This window comes from Pseudomonas oryzihabitans (genome assembly GCF_024652905.1).
Lineage (GTDB): Bacteria > Pseudomonadota > Gammaproteobacteria > Pseudomonadales > Pseudomonadaceae > Chryseomonas > Chryseomonas benzopyrenica.
The window spans coordinates 3,966,380-3,985,903 of sequence record NZ_CP102428.1 but is presented as its reverse complement, the minus strand read 5'-3'; the positions used below and the strand labels follow the sequence as shown (position 1 = coordinate 3,985,903).

The following is a 19,524-nucleotide window of genomic DNA, read 5'->3' as shown; positions in this document are numbered from 1 at the left end:
CATGGCCGGCATCGGCTTCGAACTGCGCAAGATTCTCGCGCGCGACTCCTACACCGCCACCCTGCGCGCCTATGTCTATGCCGGCCTGATCAGCTCCGGACCCTGGGTGCTGTCGATCATCAGCGTCATGCTGATCGGCGTGCTGGCCACCGGCATCGTCACCCCCAGCGTGCTGATCCGCCAGTTCCTGGTCACGGTGACCTACCTCATGGCCAGTTCGCTGATCCTCACCGGCGGCCTGCAGCTGTATTTCACCCGCTTCGTCTCGGATCGGCTGTTCGAAGAGAAGCAGACCAGCATCCTGCCCAACCTGGTGGGCATCCTGCTGCTGGTGACCCTGGTGGCCGGCGGCCTGGGCTTCCTGCTGCTGGCCACCCTGTTCGACCAGCCCTTCGCCTACCGGCTGCTGGTGCTGGCCAACTTCGTCACCCTCTGCGACCTCTGGCTGGTGATCATCTTCCTGTCCGGGATGAAGGCCTACAACCGCATCCTGGTGGTGATGACCCTGGGCTACGCCATCATGATCGCCGCCGCCTTCGTGCTGCGCTTCCTGGGCATGGACGGCCTGCTGATGGCCCTGCTGCTGGGTCACGCCGCCCTGCTGTTCATGTTTCTCTACGACATCATCCGCGAGTACCCGGCCGATCGCCTGGTGGCCTTCGACTTCCTCGACCGCAAGCAGATCTTCGTCAGCCTGCTGGTCACCGGGCTGTTCTACAACCTGGGCATCTGGGTCGACAAATTCGTCTTCTGGTTCAATCCGCTGACCTCCGATGCCGTCATCGGCCCCCTGCGCGCCTCCATCCTCTACGACCTGCCGATCTTTCTCGCCTACCTCGCCATCATCCCCGGCATGGCGGTGTTCCTGGTGCGCATCGAGACCGACTTCGCCGAGTGGTACGAGCGGGTGTTCAACGCCGTGCGCGGCGGCGAGACCCTGCAGCACATCAGCCAGCTCAAGGAGCAGATGATCCTGGCCATCCGCCAGGGCCTGCTGGAGATCTGCAAGGTCCAGGGTCTGACCCTGGTGCTGGTGTTCCTGCTGGCGCCGCAGTTGCTGGCCTGGCTCGGCATGTCGCACTACTACCTGCCGCTGTTCTACATCGACGTGGTGGGGGTGAGCATCCAGGTGGTGTTCATGGCGCTGCTCAACGTCTTCTTCTACCTGGACCGGCGCGACACCGTGCTGATGCTCTGCACCCTGTTTCTCGGCCTCAACCTGGCGCTGACCCTGCTCAGCATCGAGCTGGGCCCGAGCTTCTTCGGTTACGGCTTCACCGTCTCCCTGGCTTGCTGCGTGCTGCTCGGCCTGCACCGCCTGGACCGGGTGCTGGACGACCTGGAATACGACACCTTCATGCTCCGGCACTGAGGTGCCGCTGGCACCGGACGAACGGTGTGACCCGCTCCTGCTGCAGACGTCCAACACAGCTCACCCCTGCAGGACCCTGCCATGAATACCGCCGCCTTGCGCCTCGTGATCCAGACCACCCAGGTGCGCGCTCGGGACAGTGGCGAGGCCAGCCGTACCTTCGCCGACCAGGCGGCGCGCACCGCCAGCGCCGATGCCACCCGCGGTCCGGCCCTGGAGCGCTTCGCCAGCGCCTATGTCGACAAGGTGCCCGACGCCCTGGAAGCCCTGCTGTTGCAGGCGCGGGCGGTGGCCTTCGAGGCGCCCCTGGCCGGAGTGCTGGAACGCGCCCTGGCCGGTTTCGCCCCGGCGGCCCTGGCCCAGGCGCCGTCCGCCAGCCTGGCGCTGCTGGCCGCAGCCTATCGCCTTCATCGCCTGCTCGAAGGCCTCCAGGAGCGCCTCGCCGCCTGGTGGGGTGCCGCCCGCGAACCGGCCGCGCCCAGCCTGGGCAATCTCATCGCCCACCAGGTGCTGGGGCAGCTCACCGTCGCCGCCCTGGAAGACGCCGTGGACGGCTGGCTCGACGACCTGGACGCCAGCGTCGCGGCGCCGCTCACCCAGCAGTGCTTTCAGCCACGGCAACGGCGCGGCGCCCTGGCCACGGCGCGTCCGGCCCTGACCTTGAGTCGGCAACGTCAGCGCAGCGTTCGATAAAACGCACGTTTCGGCGCCTTTGGCGGCCGACTGTCAAATATATTGATAACCCTCCCGGGCCGGTTTAGGGTGGCTGCTCACCGCCAACAGCGAGGAGTCACCCATGAGCTTGCCCAGCCGCGCCGAGTGGGAGCAGCGCTTCCAAGGTCTCACCCTGGAAGGTCGCGCCTTCATCGACGGCGCCTATGTCGATGCCGCCGCCGGCGCCACCTTCGATTGCCTGAGTCCGGTGGACGGACGCTTCCTCGCCAAGGTCGCCCGCTGTGACGCCGCCGATGCCGACCTGGCCGTGGCCGCCGCCCGCGCCGCCTTCCAGAAGGGCACCTGGGCGCACCTGGCGCCCGCCCAGCGCAAGCGCGTGCTGATCCGCTTCGCCGACCTGCTGCTGGCCAATGCCGAAGAGCTGGCGCTGCTGGAAACCCTGGACATGGGCAAGCCCATCGCCGACGCCTTCACTATCGACGTGCCCGCCTCGGCCAATGCCATCCGCTGGAGCGCCGAGGCCATCGACAAGCTCTACGACGAGGTCGCCCCGACGCCCCATGACCAGCTCGGCCTGGTCACCCGCGAGCCGGTCGGCGTGGTCGCCGCCGTGGTGCCCTGGAACTTCCCGCTGATGATGGCCTGCTGGAAACTCGGCCCGGCGCTGGCCACCGGTAACTCGGTGGTGCTCAAGCCCTCGGAGAAGTCGCCGCTGACCGCCATCCGCGTCGCCCAACTGGCCCAGCAGGCGGGCATCCCCGCCGGCGTGTTCAACGTGCTGCCGGGCTACGGCCATGAGGTCGGCAAGGCCCTGGGCCTGCACCCGGACGTCGACACCATCGTCTTCACCGGCTCCACCCGGGTCGCCAAGCAGCTGCTGGCCTATTCCGGCGAATCGAACATGAAGCGCGTCTGGCTGGAAGCCGGCGGCAAGAGCCCCAACATCGTCTTCGCCGATGCCCCCGACCTCAAGGACGCCGCCGCGGCCGCCGCCAGCGGCATCGCCTTCAACCAGGGCGAGGTCTGCACCGCCGGTTCGCGCCTGCTGGTGGAGCGTTCCATCAAGGAAGAATTCCTGCCGCTGGTGATCGAGGCCCTCAAGGGCTGGAAGCCCGGCCATGCGCTGGATCCGGAGACCAATGTCGGGGCCCTGGTGGACACCACCCAGCTGGAGACCGTGCTGCGCTACATCGAGGCCGGCCATGCCGAAGGCGCCACCCTGGTGGCCGGTGGCAAGCGCACCCTGGAAGAGACCGGCGGCGTCTATGTCGAGCCGACCATCTTCGACGGCGTGAGCAACGCCATGAAGATCGCCCGAGAAGAGATCTTCGGCCCGGTGCTCTCGGTGATCACCTTCGACACCGCCGAGGAAGCCGTACAGATCGCCAACGATACCCAATACGGTCTGGCCGCGGCGGTCTGGACCCGCGACATCTCCAAAGCCCACAAGACCGCCCGCGCCCTGCGCGCCGGCAGTGTCTGGGTCAACCAGTACGACGGTGGCGACATGACCGCCCCCTTCGGTGGCTTCAAGCAGTCCGGCAACGGTCGCGACAAGTCCCTGCACGCCTTCGACAAGTACACCGAGCTCAAGGCGACCTGGATCAAGCTGTAGGAACAGAGCACTGGGCAAACCAAGGCTCGTAGTCAGGCCCAGGTCTGGCTACGAGCAGGGCCTGGGCCGACTATCGGACAGGCCGCGATGCAAGTGACTCGCTGTCCTTTATCAAAACCAGGTAAATCGGGGTGTGGTACAAGATCCTAAGAGACAGCTGCCAAATCCAACGCTCCATTCCCAGACATTTGTCCTTTAGGACGACTCACCTAGCCAGTATCGACGCCAGCGACGCTCGCCTTCGAAACGCACCTGTGACTGCTGGATAAGCTCATCAAGCGCTCGCTTGACTGTCCGATCAGAGATTTCAACGCCAATACGCTGATTGATTTCAGAGGACGAAGAGCCCGGATATCGTCCGAGATCCTCAATGATGAGCGCTCTCAATCGATGGGGTTCTATACGAGTCAGAGTAGTAACACCCTCTAGACCGCTACCGCGCAGCCAGGTAGGCGACACATAATAGCGTTTCGCTTTTGTCCGCCCCGTCTCCTCAACAAGTCCCAAGTCTCGCAGACGGCCTATCCAAGGCTTTAGTTCATCTGTCGCTGACAATTCGAGAGAAGCCGCTAATTCGGTAGAGGTAAGCCCTTCATGTTGCGCCAATAGTCCGAGAGTGATGCGCTCGCGTCTCGTCAGCATAAAGCGCTCGTCAAGCGTTTTTAGCAAACCTATCATTTCCGGACGAACAATACGGCGTCGTATGATTACACAAACAGCATCTACCCTTTCATACAGCTCAGGTGCTGGACGACCATTGGACAACTGCACATCGTAAATAAGATCAAACCCCGTACCCTCTTTTTCCATCAATTGCAAGTCATGGAAAAGCACTGCCATCCGATCATTACGACGCCTGCTGGCATGAAGGATGTTAGCAGGTGTAACACCTAGAGGTAGACGCCCTGGATTAACCACCTCCAGCCTGTCAGGATAGAGATTCAAATATAGATCGCCACGCTGTGTATAAGGTCTATGGACCAAGGCATTAACGAGCAGTTCGCGAACGACTCGCTCATCGAAGGCAGGCACATGCTGACGATAGAGACCATCGGGCAGCTCATAGCTCTCTCGGAAATCAGGCACTTCTCGCCAAATAGCTTCTACCAGCTCTATTGGATTAGAGTGATAATCGGACCAGTGCCATTTATTAATCTTATTTCCCAGCTCGTCGTACTTGAGCACTTGCACGAGAGGCGCGCTACCCAATTTTGCTCGATCTCGTGCATGCCCTAAAAACAACACACCCAAGTTGGTCAGGTAGTCCCCATCGACCAGTCCGTAGTGTTCCAACAGTTCACTGTCGGATTTTTCCTTAAGCCCTGACTTCACTCGATCAGAACGGCGTAGACCACCGACTATGAAAGCGACCTGCAGTGGATCAATCTCTCTTCTAGAAACCCTCAAATGCGTCAGGGTTTCCCAAGGCAGCGTAGGCCTATCATTGAGCAGTTGCAGTACCTGGTCTCCCACAATGGGAACACAGGAATCACCCACCCGCATGAAATAGCGCCCATCGGTCGTCGACGCGATACCAAAGGATCTGGCGATATTGAGTTCGATGTACTCACCCTGGTTTTCTGCCACAACCAGCCGCGGAACCACAGCTACGTTCACCGTCAGCTCTTGGATGCGTTTTCTAATTTGATCGAGTAAGACCGGAGCTATGCGTTGCTCGGCTGGCGGCAGATCACAAGAGTCCTCTATCCCAATGAGGAGACGACCACCTGCGCTATTGGCAAAGGCAACGCAATCGACCGCGACTTCGGTCCAAGCAGCTTGTTTACCCTGAACCTTACGCAGGGACTTTCGATCAAACTCTTCATTCTCGACGACCATCTGATGAGTACTCGGTCAGGCGCCTGGTCGGGTTCGGTATCTCACAACTTCATCCTCGCACTCAACCCAGCAGATCCACCAGCAGGTCGTCATGCCGACGCTGCTGGCGATCCAGGCGCAGCTGGCGGGTGCGGAAGATCGACTTGAGGTCTTCCAGGGCACTGGCGAAGTCATCGTTGATGATCAGGTAGTCGTACTCGACATAGTGGCTCATCTCGCTGACCGCCTCGCGCATGCGCCGCTCGATGATCTCGGCGCTGTCCTGGCCGCGATTGTCCAGGCGTTGGCGCAGCGCCGCCTGGCTGGGCGGCAGGATGAAGATCGACTGGGCGTGGGGCAGCTTGCGACGGACCTGCTGGGCGCCCTGCCAGTCGATTTCCAGGATCAGGTCGTGACCCTCGGCGAGGTCACGCTCCAGGGCGGCCTGGGAGGTGCCGTAATAGTTGCCGAACACCTCGGCGTGTTCGAGAAAATCGCCGTGCTCGAGCAGGTTGGTAAAGGTCGCGCAATCGACGAAGTGGTAGTTCACGCCGTCGGTTTCACCCGGGCGCATGGCGCGGGTGGTATGGGAGACCGACACGCGGATGTCGGGCAGGGCATCCAGCAAGGCCTTGACCAGGCTGGTCTTGCCGGCGCCGGAGGGCGCGGAAACGATATAGAGGGTGCCGGGAAGGGCTGTCATGGAGGTTCGCCTATTCGATGTTCTGCACTTGCTCACGCATCTGTTCGATGAGCACCTTGAGATTGATGGCCGCCTGGGAGGCGCGGGCGTCGATGGCCTTGGAGCCCAGGGTGTTGGCCTCGCGATTGAGTTCCTGCATGAGGAAATCCAGCCGCCGACCAGCCGCGCCACTGCCCGCCAGGACCCGCCGTACCTCGGCCACATGGGTCTCCAGGCGATCCAGCTCCTCGGCCACGTCGCTCTTTTGCGCCAGCAGCACCAGTTCCTGCTCCAGTCGCGCCGGTTCGAATTCGACGCCCGCCTCGGCGCAGCGCTCGAGGATACGCCGGCGCTGCAGGGCCAGCAGCTCGGGCAGTAGCGTCCTGAGCGTCGTCACCTCCGCCAGCACCTGGACCAGCCGCTCCTCGATCAGGCGCGCCAGTTCGCGTCCCTCGCGCTGCCGGCCTTCGAGCAACTCATCCAGGGCCGCCTCGAACAGCGCCAGGGTCTGGGCCCCGAGTTCGGCGTCATCCACCTCGGCGCCTGCCAGCACCCCCGGCCAGGCCAGCACGGCCAGGGGATCGAGCTTGGCCGGCCGGGCGATCAGCGCCGCGACATCTTCAGCGGCCGCCACCAGTTGCGCGGCCCGGCGGGCGTCTACGCGCAGGACCGCGTCTTCGTCGCGCGCCTCGCGCAACACGCACTCCACCTTGCCCCGCGACAACCGCCGGCGCAGCGCCTCGCGCACACCGGATTCGAGATCGCGAAAGGTCTCCGGCAGCCGCAGGTGCGGCTCCAGGTAGCGGTGATTGACCGAGCGCAGCTCCCAGCTCAGGGTGCCCTGGGGCCCCGGCCGCTCGACCCGGGCGAACGCCGTCATGCTGTGCACCATGGCAGGATCCTCGTCTGACGATGCGTGGATCTGGGGCGATCCAGAGCGCCCACGCATGTAAAACGCACGATTCTAGCGCACCTGATCGGAGCGACCCAATGCATCCGTGTCGCATGAGCCGGACGCTCTCTATACTATGGACCTGATACCCATGCCTTACAGGAAGCCCGCAATGAAGCGTCCCAGTGGCCGCGCCGCCGATCAGCTGCGCCCCATCCGCATCACCCGTCAGTACACCAAGCACGCCGAGGGTTCGGTTCTGGTGGAATTCGGCGATACCAAGGTGATCTGCACCGCCAGCGTCGAGGCCGGGGTGCCGCGCTTTCTCAAGGGTAAGGGCCAGGGCTGGCTCACCGCCGAATACGGCATGCTGCCCCGCGCCACCGGCGAGCGGAATCAGCGTGAAGCCGCCAAGGGCAAGCAGGGTGGTCGCACCCTGGAAATCCAGCGGCTGATCGGTCGTTCGCTGCGCGCCGCCGTGGACTTGTCCAAGCTGGGCGAGAACACCATCTACATCGACTGCGACGTGATCCAGGCCGATGGCGGCACTCGCACCGCCTCGGTGACCGGTGCCTGCGTCGCCCTGGTCGATGCCCTGGGCGCGCTCAAGCGCCGCGGCAACCTCAAGGGCAATCCGCTCAAGCAGATGGTGGCCGCCATCTCCGTGGGCATCTACCAGGGCACCCCGGTGCTCGACCTGGACTACCTGGAAGACTCCGCTGCCGAGACCGATCTCAACGTGATCATGACCGATGCCGGCGGTTTCATCGAAGTCCAGGGCACCGCCGAGGGCGCGCCCTTCCAGCCGGCCGAACTCAACGCCATGCTCGAACTGGCCCAGGGCGGTCTGCGCGACCTGTTCGAGCTCCAGCAAGCCGCCCTGCGCGGCGAGTAACGAAAAGGGTCAAGCCATGCACGATCTCGTCCCCGCCCCCAGCGCCGAAGCCCGGCGCTGGGCCATGCTCTGCCACTACGCCGCCTTCCTGGGCTTCGTGGTGCCCTTCATCGGTAACGTCATAGGTCCGCTGGTGGTCTGGCAGTTCAAGCGCGAGGACGACCCCTTTATCGACCGCCAGGGCAAGGAGGCGCTGAACTTCCAGCTCACCGTCACCCTGCTGCACATGATCTGCTGGCTGCTGGTGTGGGTGCTGATCGGATTTCCGCTGATGCTGCTGGTGGCCTGCGTGGCCTTCGTACTGACGGTGATCGCCGGCATCAAGGCCAACCAGGGCCGTGACTACCGCTATCCCCTGACCTGGCGGATGGTTAATTAACGGGCTTTTTGTGGCCTGCTTCTGATATCCGCGTTGAGGATTTCCGGTCGGTCTGTCGTCGTTTGACAGGCGCCGGAAGCCCTCCGCTATCATCCCCCGCGTCTTGCTTTCTTTACCTGTCGTCCGTGGCCGTTTCTGACCGCCATGGGCGGTAGCGTGCCTGCCTTTCACTGGCAGACCTCATCCAGCCCAGGGACCACGCCAAGGTGGCGAACCCTCGTGCTGGTTACCCCTTTCGCGCTTTTCACGTCAGCGCAGCGGGCCACCCACGGCCGGCTGTTTCGGCATCAACACAGGGATGATGATCATGTCGGCCGTAGTCGCCCCCCCGCAATCGGCGTTCCAGCAGGCTTTGTCCTGGCGCTACTCGACCCTCGCGGTCTGGACCGCCATCTCGCTGCTGTTCGTCGAGACCTTTTCCGGCGCCCTGCGCTATTACCTCGACATGGCCGGCGCCTCGGCGCTGATCTACCTCCCCAAGATCGCCTGCCTGGCGCTCTTCGCCCTGCAACTGGCCACCGCCAAGCTGCCGCGCATCCTCTGGGTGGCCCTGCTCAGCATCCCGGCCTATGCGGCCCTGGCCCTGCTGCACGGCGCCAGTATCAACAACGTCTTCTTCTCGCTGTTCGTCTACAGCCCGCTGCTGTTCGGCCTGCTCTGCGGCCGTGAGTTGCTGGAACAGCGGCGCCTGCTCGGCCGGGTGGTCCTGGGCCTGCTGATCGCCTCGCTCATCGGCATCCTGCTGGACAAGTACACCTCGGTCCCCTGGAAGGGCTACAGCTACACCCTGGGTGGCAACGACATCGCCGGCAACACCAACTGGATGGCGGGCGAGGCCGACCGCATCGCCGGCTTCGCCCGCGTGTCCAACGTGCTGGCCGCCCTGATCGCCGTCTACTGCCTCTATCTCTCCTACTTCGCGCGCTCCTACACGCTCTGGCTGCTGATGGCCCTGACCGGTCTCTTCGGCATCCTGCTGACCACCAGCAAGGCCCCCGCCGCCGCCTTCGCCTTCACCCTGGTGCTGATGCTGGGCCGTCGCTTCCAGTGGTCCACCTACCTGCTGCTGCTGCTCGGCGTGGTCGGTGGCCTGCTGCTGCCGATCCTCAGCCTGATCCGCGACTTCGATCCCCACGTGGTCACCAGCGACAGCGGCCTGGCCTCCTTCTACGACCGTCTGGTCAACACCTGGCCCAACGTCGTGGAGGTCATGAGCGAGCCCGGCTGGACCCTGACCGGCGCCGGCTTCGGCATGTTCGGCAGCACCATGGCCGCCTTTCCCGTGCCGGGCATGGACCTGATGGTCAACTGCGACAGCAGCGTGGTCTATCTCTGGTGCGTGTTCGGCGTGGTCGGCATCGCCCTCTACTGCCTGCAACTGCCGCTGTTCATCCGCCTGCACCTGAGCCGCGATCGCGAAAGCCACACCCTGCTGGCCATCGCCTTCTGCCTCTGCCTGATCGGCTGGACCACCGACCTCTTCGAGATCGGCGTGGCCAACCTCTTCATCGGTATCACCCTGGGCTATCTGCTGCTCAAGCCCAAGACCGATCCCGGCCTGCACCTGGTCCGCCCGGCACCGGAAACCCTGGCCCCCCACGCCTAGCCCGACGCCCCTCTCCCGCCTTCCCCTTGCCGCCCGGATGCCGCTCATGGACTTCAGGAAAGACATCAATGGGCTGCGCGCGATCGCCGTGATCGCCGTCGTCCTCTTCCATTTCAATGCCGACTGGCTACCGGGCGGTTTCGCCGGGGTCGACGTCTTCTTCGTCATCTCCGGCTTCCTGATCACCGGGATCATCTTTCGCGCCCTCGAACAACAGCGCTTCCGCCTGTCCGCCTTCTATCTGTCCCGCGTCCGCCGCATCGTGCCGGCGCTGGCGGTGCTCTGCGCCGTACTGCTGATCGCCGGCTGGTTCTTCCTGCTGCCCAACGCCTATGGCGAACTGGGCAAGCACGTGGCGAGCAGCCTGGGCTTCGTCTCCAACCTGGTCTACTGGAAGGAAGCCGGCTACTTCACCGCAGCCGCCCATGAAAAATGGCTGCTGCACACCTGGTCGCTGTCGGTGGAATGGCAGTTCTACCTGATCTATCCGCTGGTGCTGGTGCTGCTGTCCAAGGTGGTATCGCTCAAGACCCTGCGGGTGCTGATCCTGCTCGCCACGGCGGTCGGCTTCGCCTTCGCCGTCACCGCCTCGCTGCTTTGGCCGGAAGCGGCTTTCTATCTGCTGCCGACCCGCGCCTGGGAGCTGATGGTAGGTGGCGCCGCCTATCTCTTCCCGCTGCAGCTCGCCGCTCGCTCGCGCCGGCTGCTGGAAGGCGCGGGGCTGATCGCCCTGGCGGTGGGTTTCCTGACGCTCGCCGAAGGCGATGTCTGGCCAGGCTACTTGGCGCTGATCCCGGTGCTCGGCACCGCCGCCATCATCCTGGCCGCACGCCAGGATTCGCTGGTCACCGGCAACCGCTTCTCTCAATGGACCGGCACCCTCTCCTATTCGCTCTACCTCTGGCACTGGCCGGTGGTGGTGTTCATGAGCTATGCCGGCCTGCTCGACCAGACGCCGCACCTGCTGCTGGGCATCGCCGCCTCCTTCGCCCTGGGCTGGGCCTCCTATACCCTGGTGGAAACCCGGGCCTCGCGCCGGAAGGGCCAGAGCGGTGCAGCCCTGGCCGCCGGCACCGGCCTGCTCGCCACCCTGTTCCTCAGTGCGGGCGCGGTGAACGCCACCGACGGCGCCATCACGCCGTTGCGCAGCATCAGTCAGTCGGATCGCGCGCAATTCGTGCAGGAGTACCTGGATCGCCAGAAGAATCTCCACGATCTCTACTGGCTCAAGTGCGACGCCTATTCGGCCTTTACCCAGCGTCATCAGGACGCCATCGATCCCAGCTGCACCCATGCCCAGGGCAAGGGCGGCCTCTTCGTCTGGGGCGACTCCCATGCCCAGGCGCTGTCCTTTGGCTTGCGCAGCCTGCTGCCGGCCGGCCTGCCCTACTACCAGGTGGCCTCGGCGAGCTGCAAACCACGCCTCACCGACGACCTGGGTCGGCAGACCGAGACACGGGTGACCTGCAACTACTCCAATCGCACCGCCCTGGAAGCCATCCAGCGCTCGCGCCCGGACGTGGTGGTCATGGCGCAGAAGGCCGATCATGAAAAGACCGACTGGAACGCCATCACCGAGCGCCTGCACAGCTATGGCGTCAAGCGCATCGTACTGCTCGGCCCCGTTCCCCAGTGGAGTCCGTCACTGCCCAGCGTCATCGCCATCCGCCATTGGGGCTCCACCGATGACCACATCGCCGACTCCGCCCTGGATCGCCATGTCCTCGCCACCGACCAGGCCATGCGCCAGGCCAAGCTCCCGGCGGGGCTGGAGTACATCTCCCTGGTGCAACACCTCTGCGTCGAGGATGCCTGCCGGGTAAGGGCCGCGGATGGCCGTACCCTGCTGCAGATCGACGATGGCCACCTGAGCGACAAGGGCTCACTGTTCATCGTCGGTCACTATCTGCTGCCGAACCTGCAACTGACGCCGGCCACCGCCCAGCGCTAGTTTCCCGGCGCCACGAAAAAGGGCCGATCCCAGGGGGATCGGCCCTTTTTTATTGCCCTGTGGCTCAGGTCACCGGGGCAGGATTGAACAGCGCCAGGTCGTTGTGCAGGCGATGGCGCTCCGCCCAGGTCTGGCGGCGACCGCTGGCCACGTCCAGGTAGCACTGGAAGATCTCCCAGCCCATCTCCTCCAGCGACAACCGCCCGCTCACCACCCGCCCGGCATCGATGTCGATCAAGTCGGGCCAGCGCTCGGCCAGTTGGGTGCGGGTCGAGACCTTGATCACCGGCACCATGGACAGCCCATAGGGGGTGCCGCGGCCGGTGGTGAAGATGTGCAGGTTCATGCCCGCGGCCAGTTGTAGGGTGCCACAGATGAAGTCGCTGGCCGGGGTGGCGGCGAAATACAGGCCCTTGCCTCTGATCTTCTCGCCCGGAGCGATGACCCCGGCGATGGGGCTGGTACCCGACTTGGCGATCGACCCCATGGCCTTTTCGACGATGTTGTTCAGGCCGCCCTTCTTGTTGCCAGGGGTGGTATTGGCGCTGCGATCAGCCATGCCCCGCTCCAGGTAGCGGTCGTACCAGTCCATCTCGCGGATCAGCGCATCGGCCACCTCGGGGGTGGCGGCGCGCGGGGTCAGCAGGTGGATGCCGTCGCGCACCTCGGTGTTCTCGGAGAACATCACCGTGGCGCCGGCCCGCACCAGCAGATCGGCAGCCACGCCCAGGGCCGGATTGGCGGTGATGCCGGAGAAGGCATCGCTGCCGCCGCACTGCATGCCCACCACCAGTTCGGCGGCCGGCACCGTCTCGCGGCGGCGCTGATCGAGCACCTCCAGACGCGCCTCGATCAGGCCCATGATCTGCTCGACCATGCCGGCGAAGCCGTTGGCCGAATCCTGCAGGCGAAACAGCCAGTCCTCTTCGTTCTGCCCGGCGGTGAGGTCGTCGCCCGGCATCAGCTGGCTGGCCTGCAGCTTCTCGCAACCCAGGCCGATGACCAGCGCCTGGCCGCCGAAGTTGGGATTGCGGCTGATGTTGTGCAGGGTGCGGATCGGGATCACCGCATCCGGGGCATTGATGGCCACGCCGCAGCCATAGCTGTGGGACAGCGGCACCACGTCGTCGACATGGGGATAGCGCGGCAGGATCTCTTTGCGTACTCGCTCCACGCAGTGATCCAGCACCCCCACCACGCACTGCACGGTGGTGGTCACCGCCAAGATGTTGCGGGTGCCGACGCTGCCGTCCGGATTGCGGAAACCCTCGAAGGTGTAGCCCTCCAGGGGTTCGCCGATCTGGCCAGGCACCGTGGCCTTGGGCAGGTTGTCCAAGGCGGGCGGCTCCGGCATGCGCAGCAGGGCTTCGGTGATCCAGCTGCCGGCCGGGATGTCCTGCAGGGCGTAGCCGATGACCTCGCCATAGCGCACCACCTCGGCGCCTTGCCTGAGGTCCACCAGGGAGACCTTGTGGCTCTGGGGAATGGCCTCGACGGTGGTCAGGCCGTCGGCGAAGGCGGTGCCGGCGGCCACGCCGGGTTCGTTGACCACCACCCCGACGTTGTCCTGGGGGTGGAGCTTGATGTAACGCGGCGAATCACGGTGATCGATCAGGTGCATTTTCTTATCCTCCGCCGGGGCTCAGGCCCGGACCGGGTCAGGCTGGGTCGCGCCCAGGATCTCGCCGTCGGCGGTACGCAGCTCGACGCGCTGGATGCGACCGACGATGAACAGGTAGCTGAACACCGCCACCAGGGCATTGGCGCCGACGTAGACCAGCGCCCACTTGAAGGAACCGGTGGCGGCGATGATGTAGCCGATGACGATGGGGGTGGTGATGGAGGCCAGGTTGCCGAAGGTGTTGAACAGGCCGCCGGACAGCCCGGCGATCTGCTTGGGCGAGGTGTCGGCCACCACCGCCCAACCCAGGGCACCGATGCCCTTGCCGAAGAAGGCCAGGGTCATGAAGCCCACCACCATCCAGTCGGCATCGACGTAGTTGCAGAAGATCATGCTGGTGGAGAGCAGCAGGCCGCAGACGATGGGCAGCTTGCGAGCGAAGGTCAGGGAGTGACCGCGGCGCAGCAGGTAGTCGGAGATCACCCCGCCGAGCACCCCGCCGATGAAGCCGCAGATCGCCGGCAGCGAGGCGATGAAGCCGGCCTTGAGGATGGTCATGCCGCGCTCCTGCACCAGGTACACCGGGAACCAGGTCAGGAAGAAATAGGTGATGGCATTGATGCAGTACTGGCCGAGGTAGACGCCCAGCATCATGCGGTTGGTCAGCAGTTGGGTGATGTAGTGCCACTTGGGACCGCCGCCCTGCTGGCGGGCGCCGTTGTCCATGTCCACCAGGCCGCCGTTGTCGCGGATGTGCGCCAGCTCCGCGGCATTGATGCGCGGATGCTCCTTGGGGTTGTGGATGTACTTCAGCCAGACCCCGGAGAAGAGGATGCCCAGGGCGCCCATGATGACGAAGACGTGCTCCCAGCCGAAGTGGAAGACGATGCCGCCCATGATCGGCGCGAACAGCGCAGTGGCGAAATACTGCGCCGAGTTGAAGATCGCCGAGGCGGTGCCGCGTTCGGCGGTAGGGAACCAGGCGGCGACGATGCGTGCATTGCCCGGAAAGGACGGCGCCTCGGCCAGGCCGACCAGGAATCTCAGCATGAACAGGGTGGTCACCGCCCAGGCCACCGGCAGGCCGCCGACCAGGCCCTGCAGCAGGGTGAACAACGACCAGAAGAAGATGCTGCCGGCATAGACCTTCTTCGAACCGAAGCGATCCAGCAGCCAGCCGCCGGGAATCTGCCCGGCCACATAGGCCCAGCCGAAGGCGGAGAAGATATAGCCGAGGGTGACGGCGCTGATGCCGAGGTCTTTCTGCAGGCTGGAGCCGGCGATGGCGATGGTGGCGCGATCGGCATAGTTGATGGTGGTCACCACGAACAGCATCAACAGGATCAGGTAACGCACCCGGGTGGGTCTTGTGGCATCCATGGGGATCCCTCTTGCGTGATTGTTTTTATTGAAGGCGCGGACTGCTGGATGATTGCGCAATCATACCTTGATGCGACAACCTGACTCAGCCCCGGCGTTTGTCCAAGACTAAGCCATGATTGCGCAACCATACAAGTATGACGTCTAACGACTTCGACGCCGGTGGTCAGGTCGTGGCACGGTCGATGATGTGGAAGCCGGTGTCGATGCGCACCGCGTCCCGGGCCCGCTCGCCCTGGTTGAACCGTTGCAGCAGCGCCTCTGCTGCCAGGGTGCCCATGCGATCGCCTTCGACGCTCACCGACGACAGTGCCGGGTGCATCTGGGCGGCGCTCGAGAGATTGCCGAAGCCCAGCACCGCCAGATCCTCGGGCAGGCGCAGCCCGCGACTCGCGGCTTCCGCCATCACCCCCTGGGCGACGGTGTCGGAGCTGCAGACCACCACGTCGAAGCCCTCGTCGCGGGCCAGCAACTGGCGCAACCCCGCCCGCCCGGATTCCACCAGGGCTGGCGCCGGCAGGATTTCCAGCGGCGGTTCCGCCAAGCCCAACTCGGCCAGCCGGGCGACCAGACTGCGGCAGCGGCGCAAGGCGCGGGGGTCGTCCACCGAGACCACGGCGAAGCGCCGATAACCGCGGGCGTGCAGGTGCTCGGCCTGGGCCCGGCCAACCGCTTCATGGGAGAAGCCCACCTGCATGTCCAGCGGGTCTTCGCCCAGGTCCCAGGACTCCACCACCGGGATGCCGGCCTGGGCCAGGCGCTGGCGACTGGCCGCGGTGTGCAGGGTACCGGTGAGCACGATGCCATCGGGTTTGCGCCCCAGCACCGCGGCCAAGAGTTGCTCCTCCTGTTCGGCGCTGTAGCCGGTCAGGCCCAGCAGGGTCTGGTAGCCCGCCTGGGACAACCGCGCCATCAACGCCTGAACGGTCTCGGCGAAGATGGAGTGGACGATGGTCGGCACGAACAGCGCCACCAGGCGACTGCGATTGGAGGCCAGGCCACCGGCCAGCAGATTGGGTACGTAGCCGGTGACCCGCACGGCTGCCAGCACCTTCTCCCGCGCCGCCTCGCTGACGATCTCCGGTCGATTCAGCGCCCGCGAGACGGTGATCGGCGACACCCCGGCGACCCGGGCCACGTCGATGAGCGTGGGGGCGCCAGGATTGACCGCGGCAGTGAGGGCTTTGCTGGACTTCTTGGCCATGGATCGCTGGAGACGGGAAAGAGATCGGCCATGGTAACGGTTGGGGCGGGCGGCGTCCCTGGTGAACACCGTAGCGTGGAAAACCACGCAGCGTTTTCCGTATGGGAATGGGTACCGATGGATGAGAAAGCAGCGAATCCCGTAGGAGCGGCCCATGGCCGCGATACACCCTATGCCAGGTTTGATCGCGGCTATGGGCCGCTCCTACAGAATCGAGTACGCGTTAGCAGCGGCCGCCTCGCCATGGCGGTACAACCTAACCCCCCATCGCCAGGCGAATATCCGCGGCCAGCTCCAGCACGCGAGCCTCTTCGGTGTCCCAGGAGCACATGAAACGCGCACCCCCGCTGCCGATGAAGGTGTAGAAGCGCCAGCCACGACCGCGCAGGAATTCCAGCGCCGGCTCGGACAGCTGCAGGAACACCGAGTTGGCTTCCACCGGGAACATGAAGTCCACCCCGGGCACCCCGCGCACCCGCTCGGCCAGCAACTGGGCCATGGCGTTGGCGTGGCGGGCGTGGCGCAGCCAGGTGTCGTTTTCCAGCACGCCCAGCCAGGGCGCGGAGAGGAATCTCATCTTCGAGGCCAACTGGCCGGCCTGCTTGCAGCGGTACTCGAAGTCCTCGGCCAGCTCGCGGTTGAAGAAGAGGATGGCCTCCCCCACCGCCATGCCGCTCTTGGTGCCGCCAAAGCAGAGCACGTCGACGCCAGCCTTCCAGGTCACCTCGGCCGGGGTGCAGCCCAGGCCGGCCACGGCGTTGGAAAAGCGCGAGCCGTCCATGTGCAGGTGCAGGCCGAGGTCGCGGCAGGTGGCGCTGATGGCCTGCAGTTCGTTGAGGCCATAGAGGGTGCCCACCTCGGTGGCCTGGGTGACGGTCACCGCGCGCGGCTTGGGAAAGTGGATGTCGGCGCGCTTGGTGGCGATCTGCTGGATGGCACCCGGGGTCAGCTTGCCCTGGTGGGCCGGCGCCAGCAGCAGCTTGGAGCCGTTGGAAAAGAATTCCGGCGCCCCGCATTCGTCGGTCTCGACGTGGGCGGTGTCGGAGCAGATCACGCTGTGGTAGCTCTGGCACAGCGCCGCCAGGGCCAGGGAGTTGGCCGCGGTGCCGTTGAAGGCGAAGAACACCTCGCAATCGGTCTCGAACAGCTGGCGGAAGCGATCGGCGGCGCGCGCCGTCCAGGTGTCGTTGCCATAGGCGGTCTCGTGACCGACGTTGGCCGCCGCCATGGCCGCCCAGGCCTCCGGGCAGATGCCGGAATAGTTGTCACTGGCGAATTGCTGGGCGTTGCTGCTCATGCGGCAGTCCTCGCGACGGGTTCGGTACGGGCCAGCAGCCAGTCACGGGCGGCGCCTTCCACTAGCGGCAGCACGCGGCGGCGGACCTCGGCGTGATAGCCATCCAGCCAGTCCAGCTCGTCGGCGCGCAACAAGGCGAGATCCAGGCAGCGGGTATCCAGCGGACAGAGGGTCAGGGTCTCGAAGGCCAGGAAGTCGCCGAATTCGGTGGTCTCGGCGCGGGTGCACAGGAGCAGGTTCTCCAGCCGCACGCCCCACTGGCCGGGACGATAGATGCCCGGTTCGTTGGAGGTGATCATGCCCTCGCGCAGGACATGGTGCGGGGTGACCGTGGCATAGAAGGAAATCGATTGCGGCCCCTCGTGCACATTGAGGAAGTAGCCCACGCCATGGCCGGTGCCATGACCGTAATCGATGCCGGCAGCCCAGATCGGCTCGCGCGCCAGGGCGTCGAGCATGGGCGCGGCGACCCCGGCCGGAAAGCGCGCCCGCGACAGCGCCAGCATGCCCTTGAGCACCAGGGTGAAGTCGCGCTTCTGGGCGGCGCTGGGGGTGCCGATGGGCACCACCCGGGTGATGTCGGTGGTGCCGCCCAGGTACTGGCCGCCGCTGTCGATCAGCAGCAGGCCGTCCCCCTGGAGTTCGGCATGGGCTTCTTCGGTCGCCCGGTAATGCGGCAAGGCGCCACCGGCATTGAAACCGGCGATGGTGGCGAAGCTCAGGGAGACGAAGTGGGGCCGGGCAGCGCGGGCTTCGCTCAGCCAGTCGTCCACGGTCAGCTCGGTGAGGCGCTCGCCGCGGGCCAGGGCGGCCTCGAAACGGGCGAAGAAGACGCACAGGGCCGCACCGTCCTCCTCCATGGCGGTGCGTACCTGGGCCACTTCCTCAGCGGTCTTGCAGGCCTTGAGCAGGGTCGAGGGATTGATCTGCTCCAGGCGCTTGACGCTCGTCGGTGCGGCCTCGGCGAGGCCCAGGGTGACCCGCGCCGGGTCCACTAGCAGGGTGCTGTCCGCTGGCAGCAGGCCCAGCTCGGTGGCGGCCTGGGCGTAGTCGGCCAGCGCCACGCCATCCGCTGCCAGGGCCGCGCGGATCTCCGCCGGCACCTTGGCCGGATCGATGAACAGCTGGCAGCTGTCCCTGCCCAGCAGCAGGTGGGCGAGGAACACCGGGTTGTAGGGCACGTCGGCGCCACGCAGGTTGAGCAGCCAGGCGATGTCGTCCAGCGAGGAGATGAAATGCCAGTCGGCCTTTGCCTTCGCCAGCGCCTGGCGCACCTGGGCGAGCTTGGCGCTGCGCGGCTGGGGCGCATGGGGCTCGGCATGGGCATAGAGCGGCGCGGCCGGTAACGCGGGGCGATCGCTCCAGATCGCCGCCAGGGGATCGAGGTCGGTACGCAACTGGATGCCCTTGGGCTCCAGCGCCCGGCGCAGAGCGGCGGCGGAGCCCAGGGACAGCACCTGGCCGTCCACCAGCACCGTGCCACCTTCGGGCACCTGGTCGGCCAGCCACTGCAGGTGGGCCTGGGGCTGGCTGGCGACCTGCTTCATCAGGTCGATGCCGCTGCCCGCCAGCTCCTGGGTGGCCTGCTCCCAGTAGCGACTGTCGGTCCAGACGCCGGCGGCCTGGCGGGTCACCAGCAGCAGCCCAGCGGAGCCGGTGAAACCAGATAGCCAGGCCCGCCCCTGCCAGTGTTCGGGCAGGTACTCGGACAGGTGGGGATCGGCGCTGGGGATCAGGCAGGCATCGGCGCCCTGCTCGGCCAGGAAGGCGCGCAGGTGGGCGAGTCGTTGAGCGGGGGTGGCGGTCATGAGCACCTCGACAAGGTCAGAAGCTCAGTGTGCCGCAGATATAAAAAAGCCGCACCCAAAGGGTGCGGCGGAGAAAGACCAAAGGAGCAAAGAGGGGTGGTCTTTCGAAAACTGAGTGGCTCAGCGACGCAGGTTGGCGGCGGGAGCAGCCTGATCCCCGTAGTGCTGCATGGCGGCATGATTCTGATCGACCAGCTTGTATCTCAGGCTGGGATTGTCGTCGGCAGCAGCGAATTGGGCGGCAGTCAGGGTGGCAAGGGTCAGCAACAGAGCGGACAGAGAACGTTTCATGGCGAACTCCTAAAAAGGTCGTGTTCATCGGGGTACGG

The 19,524-nt window shown here is 65.3% G+C and carries 16 protein-coding genes; 7 read left to right on the top strand and 9 right to left on the bottom strand.

Annotation, left to right across the window (positions count from 1 at the left end; translation table 11 throughout):
• Position 1 precedes the first annotated feature (1 nt).
• The 3 genes from pelG to NRG74_RS18480 all read left to right on the top strand — a co-directional run bounded on the left by pelG (position 2) and on the right by NRG74_RS18480 (position 3,662).
• Positions 2 to 1,372 (top strand): exopolysaccharide Pel transporter PelG, encoded by a 1,371-nt coding sequence (gene pelG / locus NRG74_RS18490; protein WP_017639351.1) that lies wholly within the window; start codon positions 2 to 4, stop codon positions 1,370 to 1,372.
• Positions 1,373 to 1,453: 81 nt separating this feature from the next.
• Positions 1,454 to 2,065, top strand: a complete 612-nt coding sequence (locus NRG74_RS18485; protein WP_017639350.1) for a hypothetical protein — start codon at positions 1,454 to 1,456, stop codon at positions 2,063 to 2,065.
• A 103-nt stretch (positions 2,066 to 2,168) separates the two neighbouring features.
• Positions 2,169 to 3,662, top strand: a complete 1,494-nt coding sequence (locus NRG74_RS18480) for an aldehyde dehydrogenase (protein ID WP_257705015.1) — start codon at positions 2,169 to 2,171, stop codon at positions 3,660 to 3,662.
• A gap of 195 nt (positions 3,663 to 3,857) precedes the next feature.
• On the opposite strand, the gene NRG74_RS18475 is transcribed toward NRG74_RS18480, so the two are convergent.
• From NRG74_RS18475 to NRG74_RS18465, 3 genes are all read right to left on the bottom strand, one after another.
• Entirely contained in the window at positions 3,858 to 5,501 is a 1,644-nt protein-coding gene (locus NRG74_RS18475; protein WP_257705014.1) for an ATP-binding protein, read from the bottom strand.
• Positions 5,502 to 5,562: 61 nt separating this feature from the next.
• Positions 5,563 to 6,183 (bottom strand): guanylate kinase, encoded by a 621-nt coding sequence (gene gmk, locus NRG74_RS18470; protein WP_017639346.1) that lies wholly within the window; start codon positions 6,181 to 6,183, stop codon positions 5,563 to 5,565.
• 10 nt (positions 6,184 to 6,193) lie between these two features.
• Positions 6,194 to 7,054, bottom strand: coding sequence for a YicC/YloC family endoribonuclease (locus NRG74_RS18465; protein ID WP_257705013.1), 861 nt, complete (start codon positions 7,052 to 7,054; stop codon positions 6,194 to 6,196).
• 172 nt (positions 7,055 to 7,226) lie between these two features.
• Between NRG74_RS18465 and rph the strand changes: the two genes are divergently transcribed.
• From rph to NRG74_RS18445, 4 genes are all read left to right on the top strand, one after another.
• The gene (gene rph / locus NRG74_RS18460) at positions 7,227 to 7,949 is read left to right on the top strand and encodes a ribonuclease PH (RefSeq protein WP_017639344.1); all 723 of its coding nucleotides are present in this window, start codon (positions 7,227 to 7,229) and stop codon (positions 7,947 to 7,949) included.
• Positions 7,950 to 7,965: 16 nt separating this feature from the next.
• Positions 7,966 to 8,328: a DUF4870 domain-containing protein gene (locus NRG74_RS18455; RefSeq protein ID WP_017639343.1), complete on the top strand. Its 363-nt coding sequence runs from the start codon at positions 7,966 to 7,968 to the stop codon at positions 8,326 to 8,328.
• A gap of 307 nt (positions 8,329 to 8,635) precedes the next feature.
• Positions 8,636 to 9,934: a membrane protein gene (locus NRG74_RS18450; RefSeq protein WP_017639342.1), complete on the top strand. Its 1,299-nt coding sequence runs from the start codon at positions 8,636 to 8,638 to the stop codon at positions 9,932 to 9,934.
• 46 nt (positions 9,935 to 9,980) lie between these two features.
• Positions 9,981 to 11,885, top strand: coding sequence for an acyltransferase family protein (locus NRG74_RS18445; RefSeq protein ID WP_257705012.1), 1,905 nt, complete (start codon positions 9,981 to 9,983; stop codon positions 11,883 to 11,885).
• A 64-nt stretch (positions 11,886 to 11,949) separates the two neighbouring features.
• On the opposite strand, the gene garD is transcribed toward NRG74_RS18445, so the two are convergent.
• From garD to NRG74_RS18415, 6 genes are all read right to left on the bottom strand, one after another.
• Positions 11,950 to 13,506, bottom strand: a complete 1,557-nt coding sequence (gene garD / locus NRG74_RS18440; protein WP_257705011.1) for a galactarate dehydratase — start codon at positions 13,504 to 13,506, stop codon at positions 11,950 to 11,952.
• 21 nt (positions 13,507 to 13,527) lie between these two features.
• Entirely contained in the window at positions 13,528 to 14,886 is a 1,359-nt protein-coding gene (locus NRG74_RS18435; protein WP_017639339.1) for an MFS transporter, read from the bottom strand.
• 166 nt (positions 14,887 to 15,052) lie between these two features.
• On the bottom strand, positions 15,053 to 16,090 hold the full coding sequence (locus NRG74_RS18430) for a LacI family DNA-binding transcriptional regulator (RefSeq protein ID WP_017639338.1): 1,038 nt from the start codon (positions 16,088 to 16,090) through the stop codon (positions 15,053 to 15,055).
• A 256-nt stretch (positions 16,091 to 16,346) separates the two neighbouring features.
• On the bottom strand, positions 16,347 to 17,387 hold the full coding sequence (locus tag NRG74_RS18425; protein WP_257705010.1) for a threonine aldolase family protein: 1,041 nt from the start codon (positions 17,385 to 17,387) through the stop codon (positions 16,347 to 16,349).
• Positions 17,384 to 19,195 carry an aminopeptidase P family protein gene (locus NRG74_RS18420; protein ID WP_257705009.1) on the bottom strand — a complete coding sequence of 604 codons (1,812 nt, stop codon included), beginning with the start codon at positions 19,193 to 19,195 and terminating at the stop codon, positions 17,384 to 17,386. Before NRG74_RS18420 ends, NRG74_RS18425 begins: the two co-directional genes overlap by 4 nt.
• 120 nt (positions 19,196 to 19,315) lie before the next feature.
• On the bottom strand, positions 19,316 to 19,486 hold the full coding sequence (locus NRG74_RS18415; RefSeq protein ID WP_017639335.1) for a hypothetical protein: 171 nt from the start codon (positions 19,484 to 19,486) through the stop codon (positions 19,316 to 19,318).
• Positions 19,487 to 19,524 lie beyond the last annotated feature (38 nt).

What these genes read in the sequence shown, in the direction of transcription:
- pelG (WP_017639351.1), top strand. Translation starts at nt 2, where the DNA reads ATGGCCGGCATCGGCTTCGAACTGCGCAAGATTCTCGCGCGCGACTCC.
- NRG74_RS18485 (WP_017639350.1), top strand. Translation starts at nt 1,454, where the DNA reads ATGAATACCGCCGCCTTGCGCCTCGTGATCCAGACCACCCAGGTGCGC.
- NRG74_RS18480 (WP_257705015.1), top strand. Translation starts at nt 2,169, where the DNA reads ATGAGCTTGCCCAGCCGCGCCGAGTGGGAGCAGCGCTTCCAAGGTCTC.
- NRG74_RS18475 (WP_257705014.1), bottom strand. Translation starts at nt 5,501, where the DNA reads ATGGTCGTCGAGAATGAAGAGTTTGATCGAAAGTCCCTGCGTAAGGTT.
- gmk (WP_017639346.1), bottom strand. Translation starts at nt 6,183, where the DNA reads ATGACAGCCCTTCCCGGCACCCTCTATATCGTTTCCGCGCCCTCCGGC.
- NRG74_RS18465 (WP_257705013.1), bottom strand. Translation starts at nt 7,054, where the DNA reads ATGGTGCACAGCATGACGGCGTTCGCCCGGGTCGAGCGGCCGGGGCCC.
- rph (WP_017639344.1), top strand. Translation starts at nt 7,227, where the DNA reads ATGAAGCGTCCCAGTGGCCGCGCCGCCGATCAGCTGCGCCCCATCCGC.
- NRG74_RS18455 (WP_017639343.1), top strand. Translation starts at nt 7,966, where the DNA reads ATGCACGATCTCGTCCCCGCCCCCAGCGCCGAAGCCCGGCGCTGGGCC.
- NRG74_RS18450 (WP_017639342.1), top strand. Translation starts at nt 8,636, where the DNA reads ATGTCGGCCGTAGTCGCCCCCCCGCAATCGGCGTTCCAGCAGGCTTTG.
- NRG74_RS18445 (WP_257705012.1), top strand. Translation starts at nt 9,981, where the DNA reads ATGGACTTCAGGAAAGACATCAATGGGCTGCGCGCGATCGCCGTGATC.
- garD (WP_257705011.1), bottom strand. Translation starts at nt 13,506, where the DNA reads ATGCACCTGATCGATCACCGTGATTCGCCGCGTTACATCAAGCTCCAC.
- NRG74_RS18435 (WP_017639339.1), bottom strand. Translation starts at nt 14,886, where the DNA reads ATGGATGCCACAAGACCCACCCGGGTGCGTTACCTGATCCTGTTGATG.
- NRG74_RS18430 (WP_017639338.1), bottom strand. Translation starts at nt 16,090, where the DNA reads ATGGCCAAGAAGTCCAGCAAAGCCCTCACTGCCGCGGTCAATCCTGGC.
- NRG74_RS18425 (WP_257705010.1), bottom strand. Translation starts at nt 17,387, where the DNA reads ATGAGCAGCAACGCCCAGCAATTCGCCAGTGACAACTATTCCGGCATC.
- NRG74_RS18420 (WP_257705009.1), bottom strand. Translation starts at nt 19,195, where the DNA reads ATGACCGCCACCCCCGCTCAACGACTCGCCCACCTGCGCGCCTTCCTG.
- NRG74_RS18415 (WP_017639335.1), bottom strand. Translation starts at nt 19,486, where the DNA reads ATGAAACGTTCTCTGTCCGCTCTGTTGCTGACCCTTGCCACCCTGACT.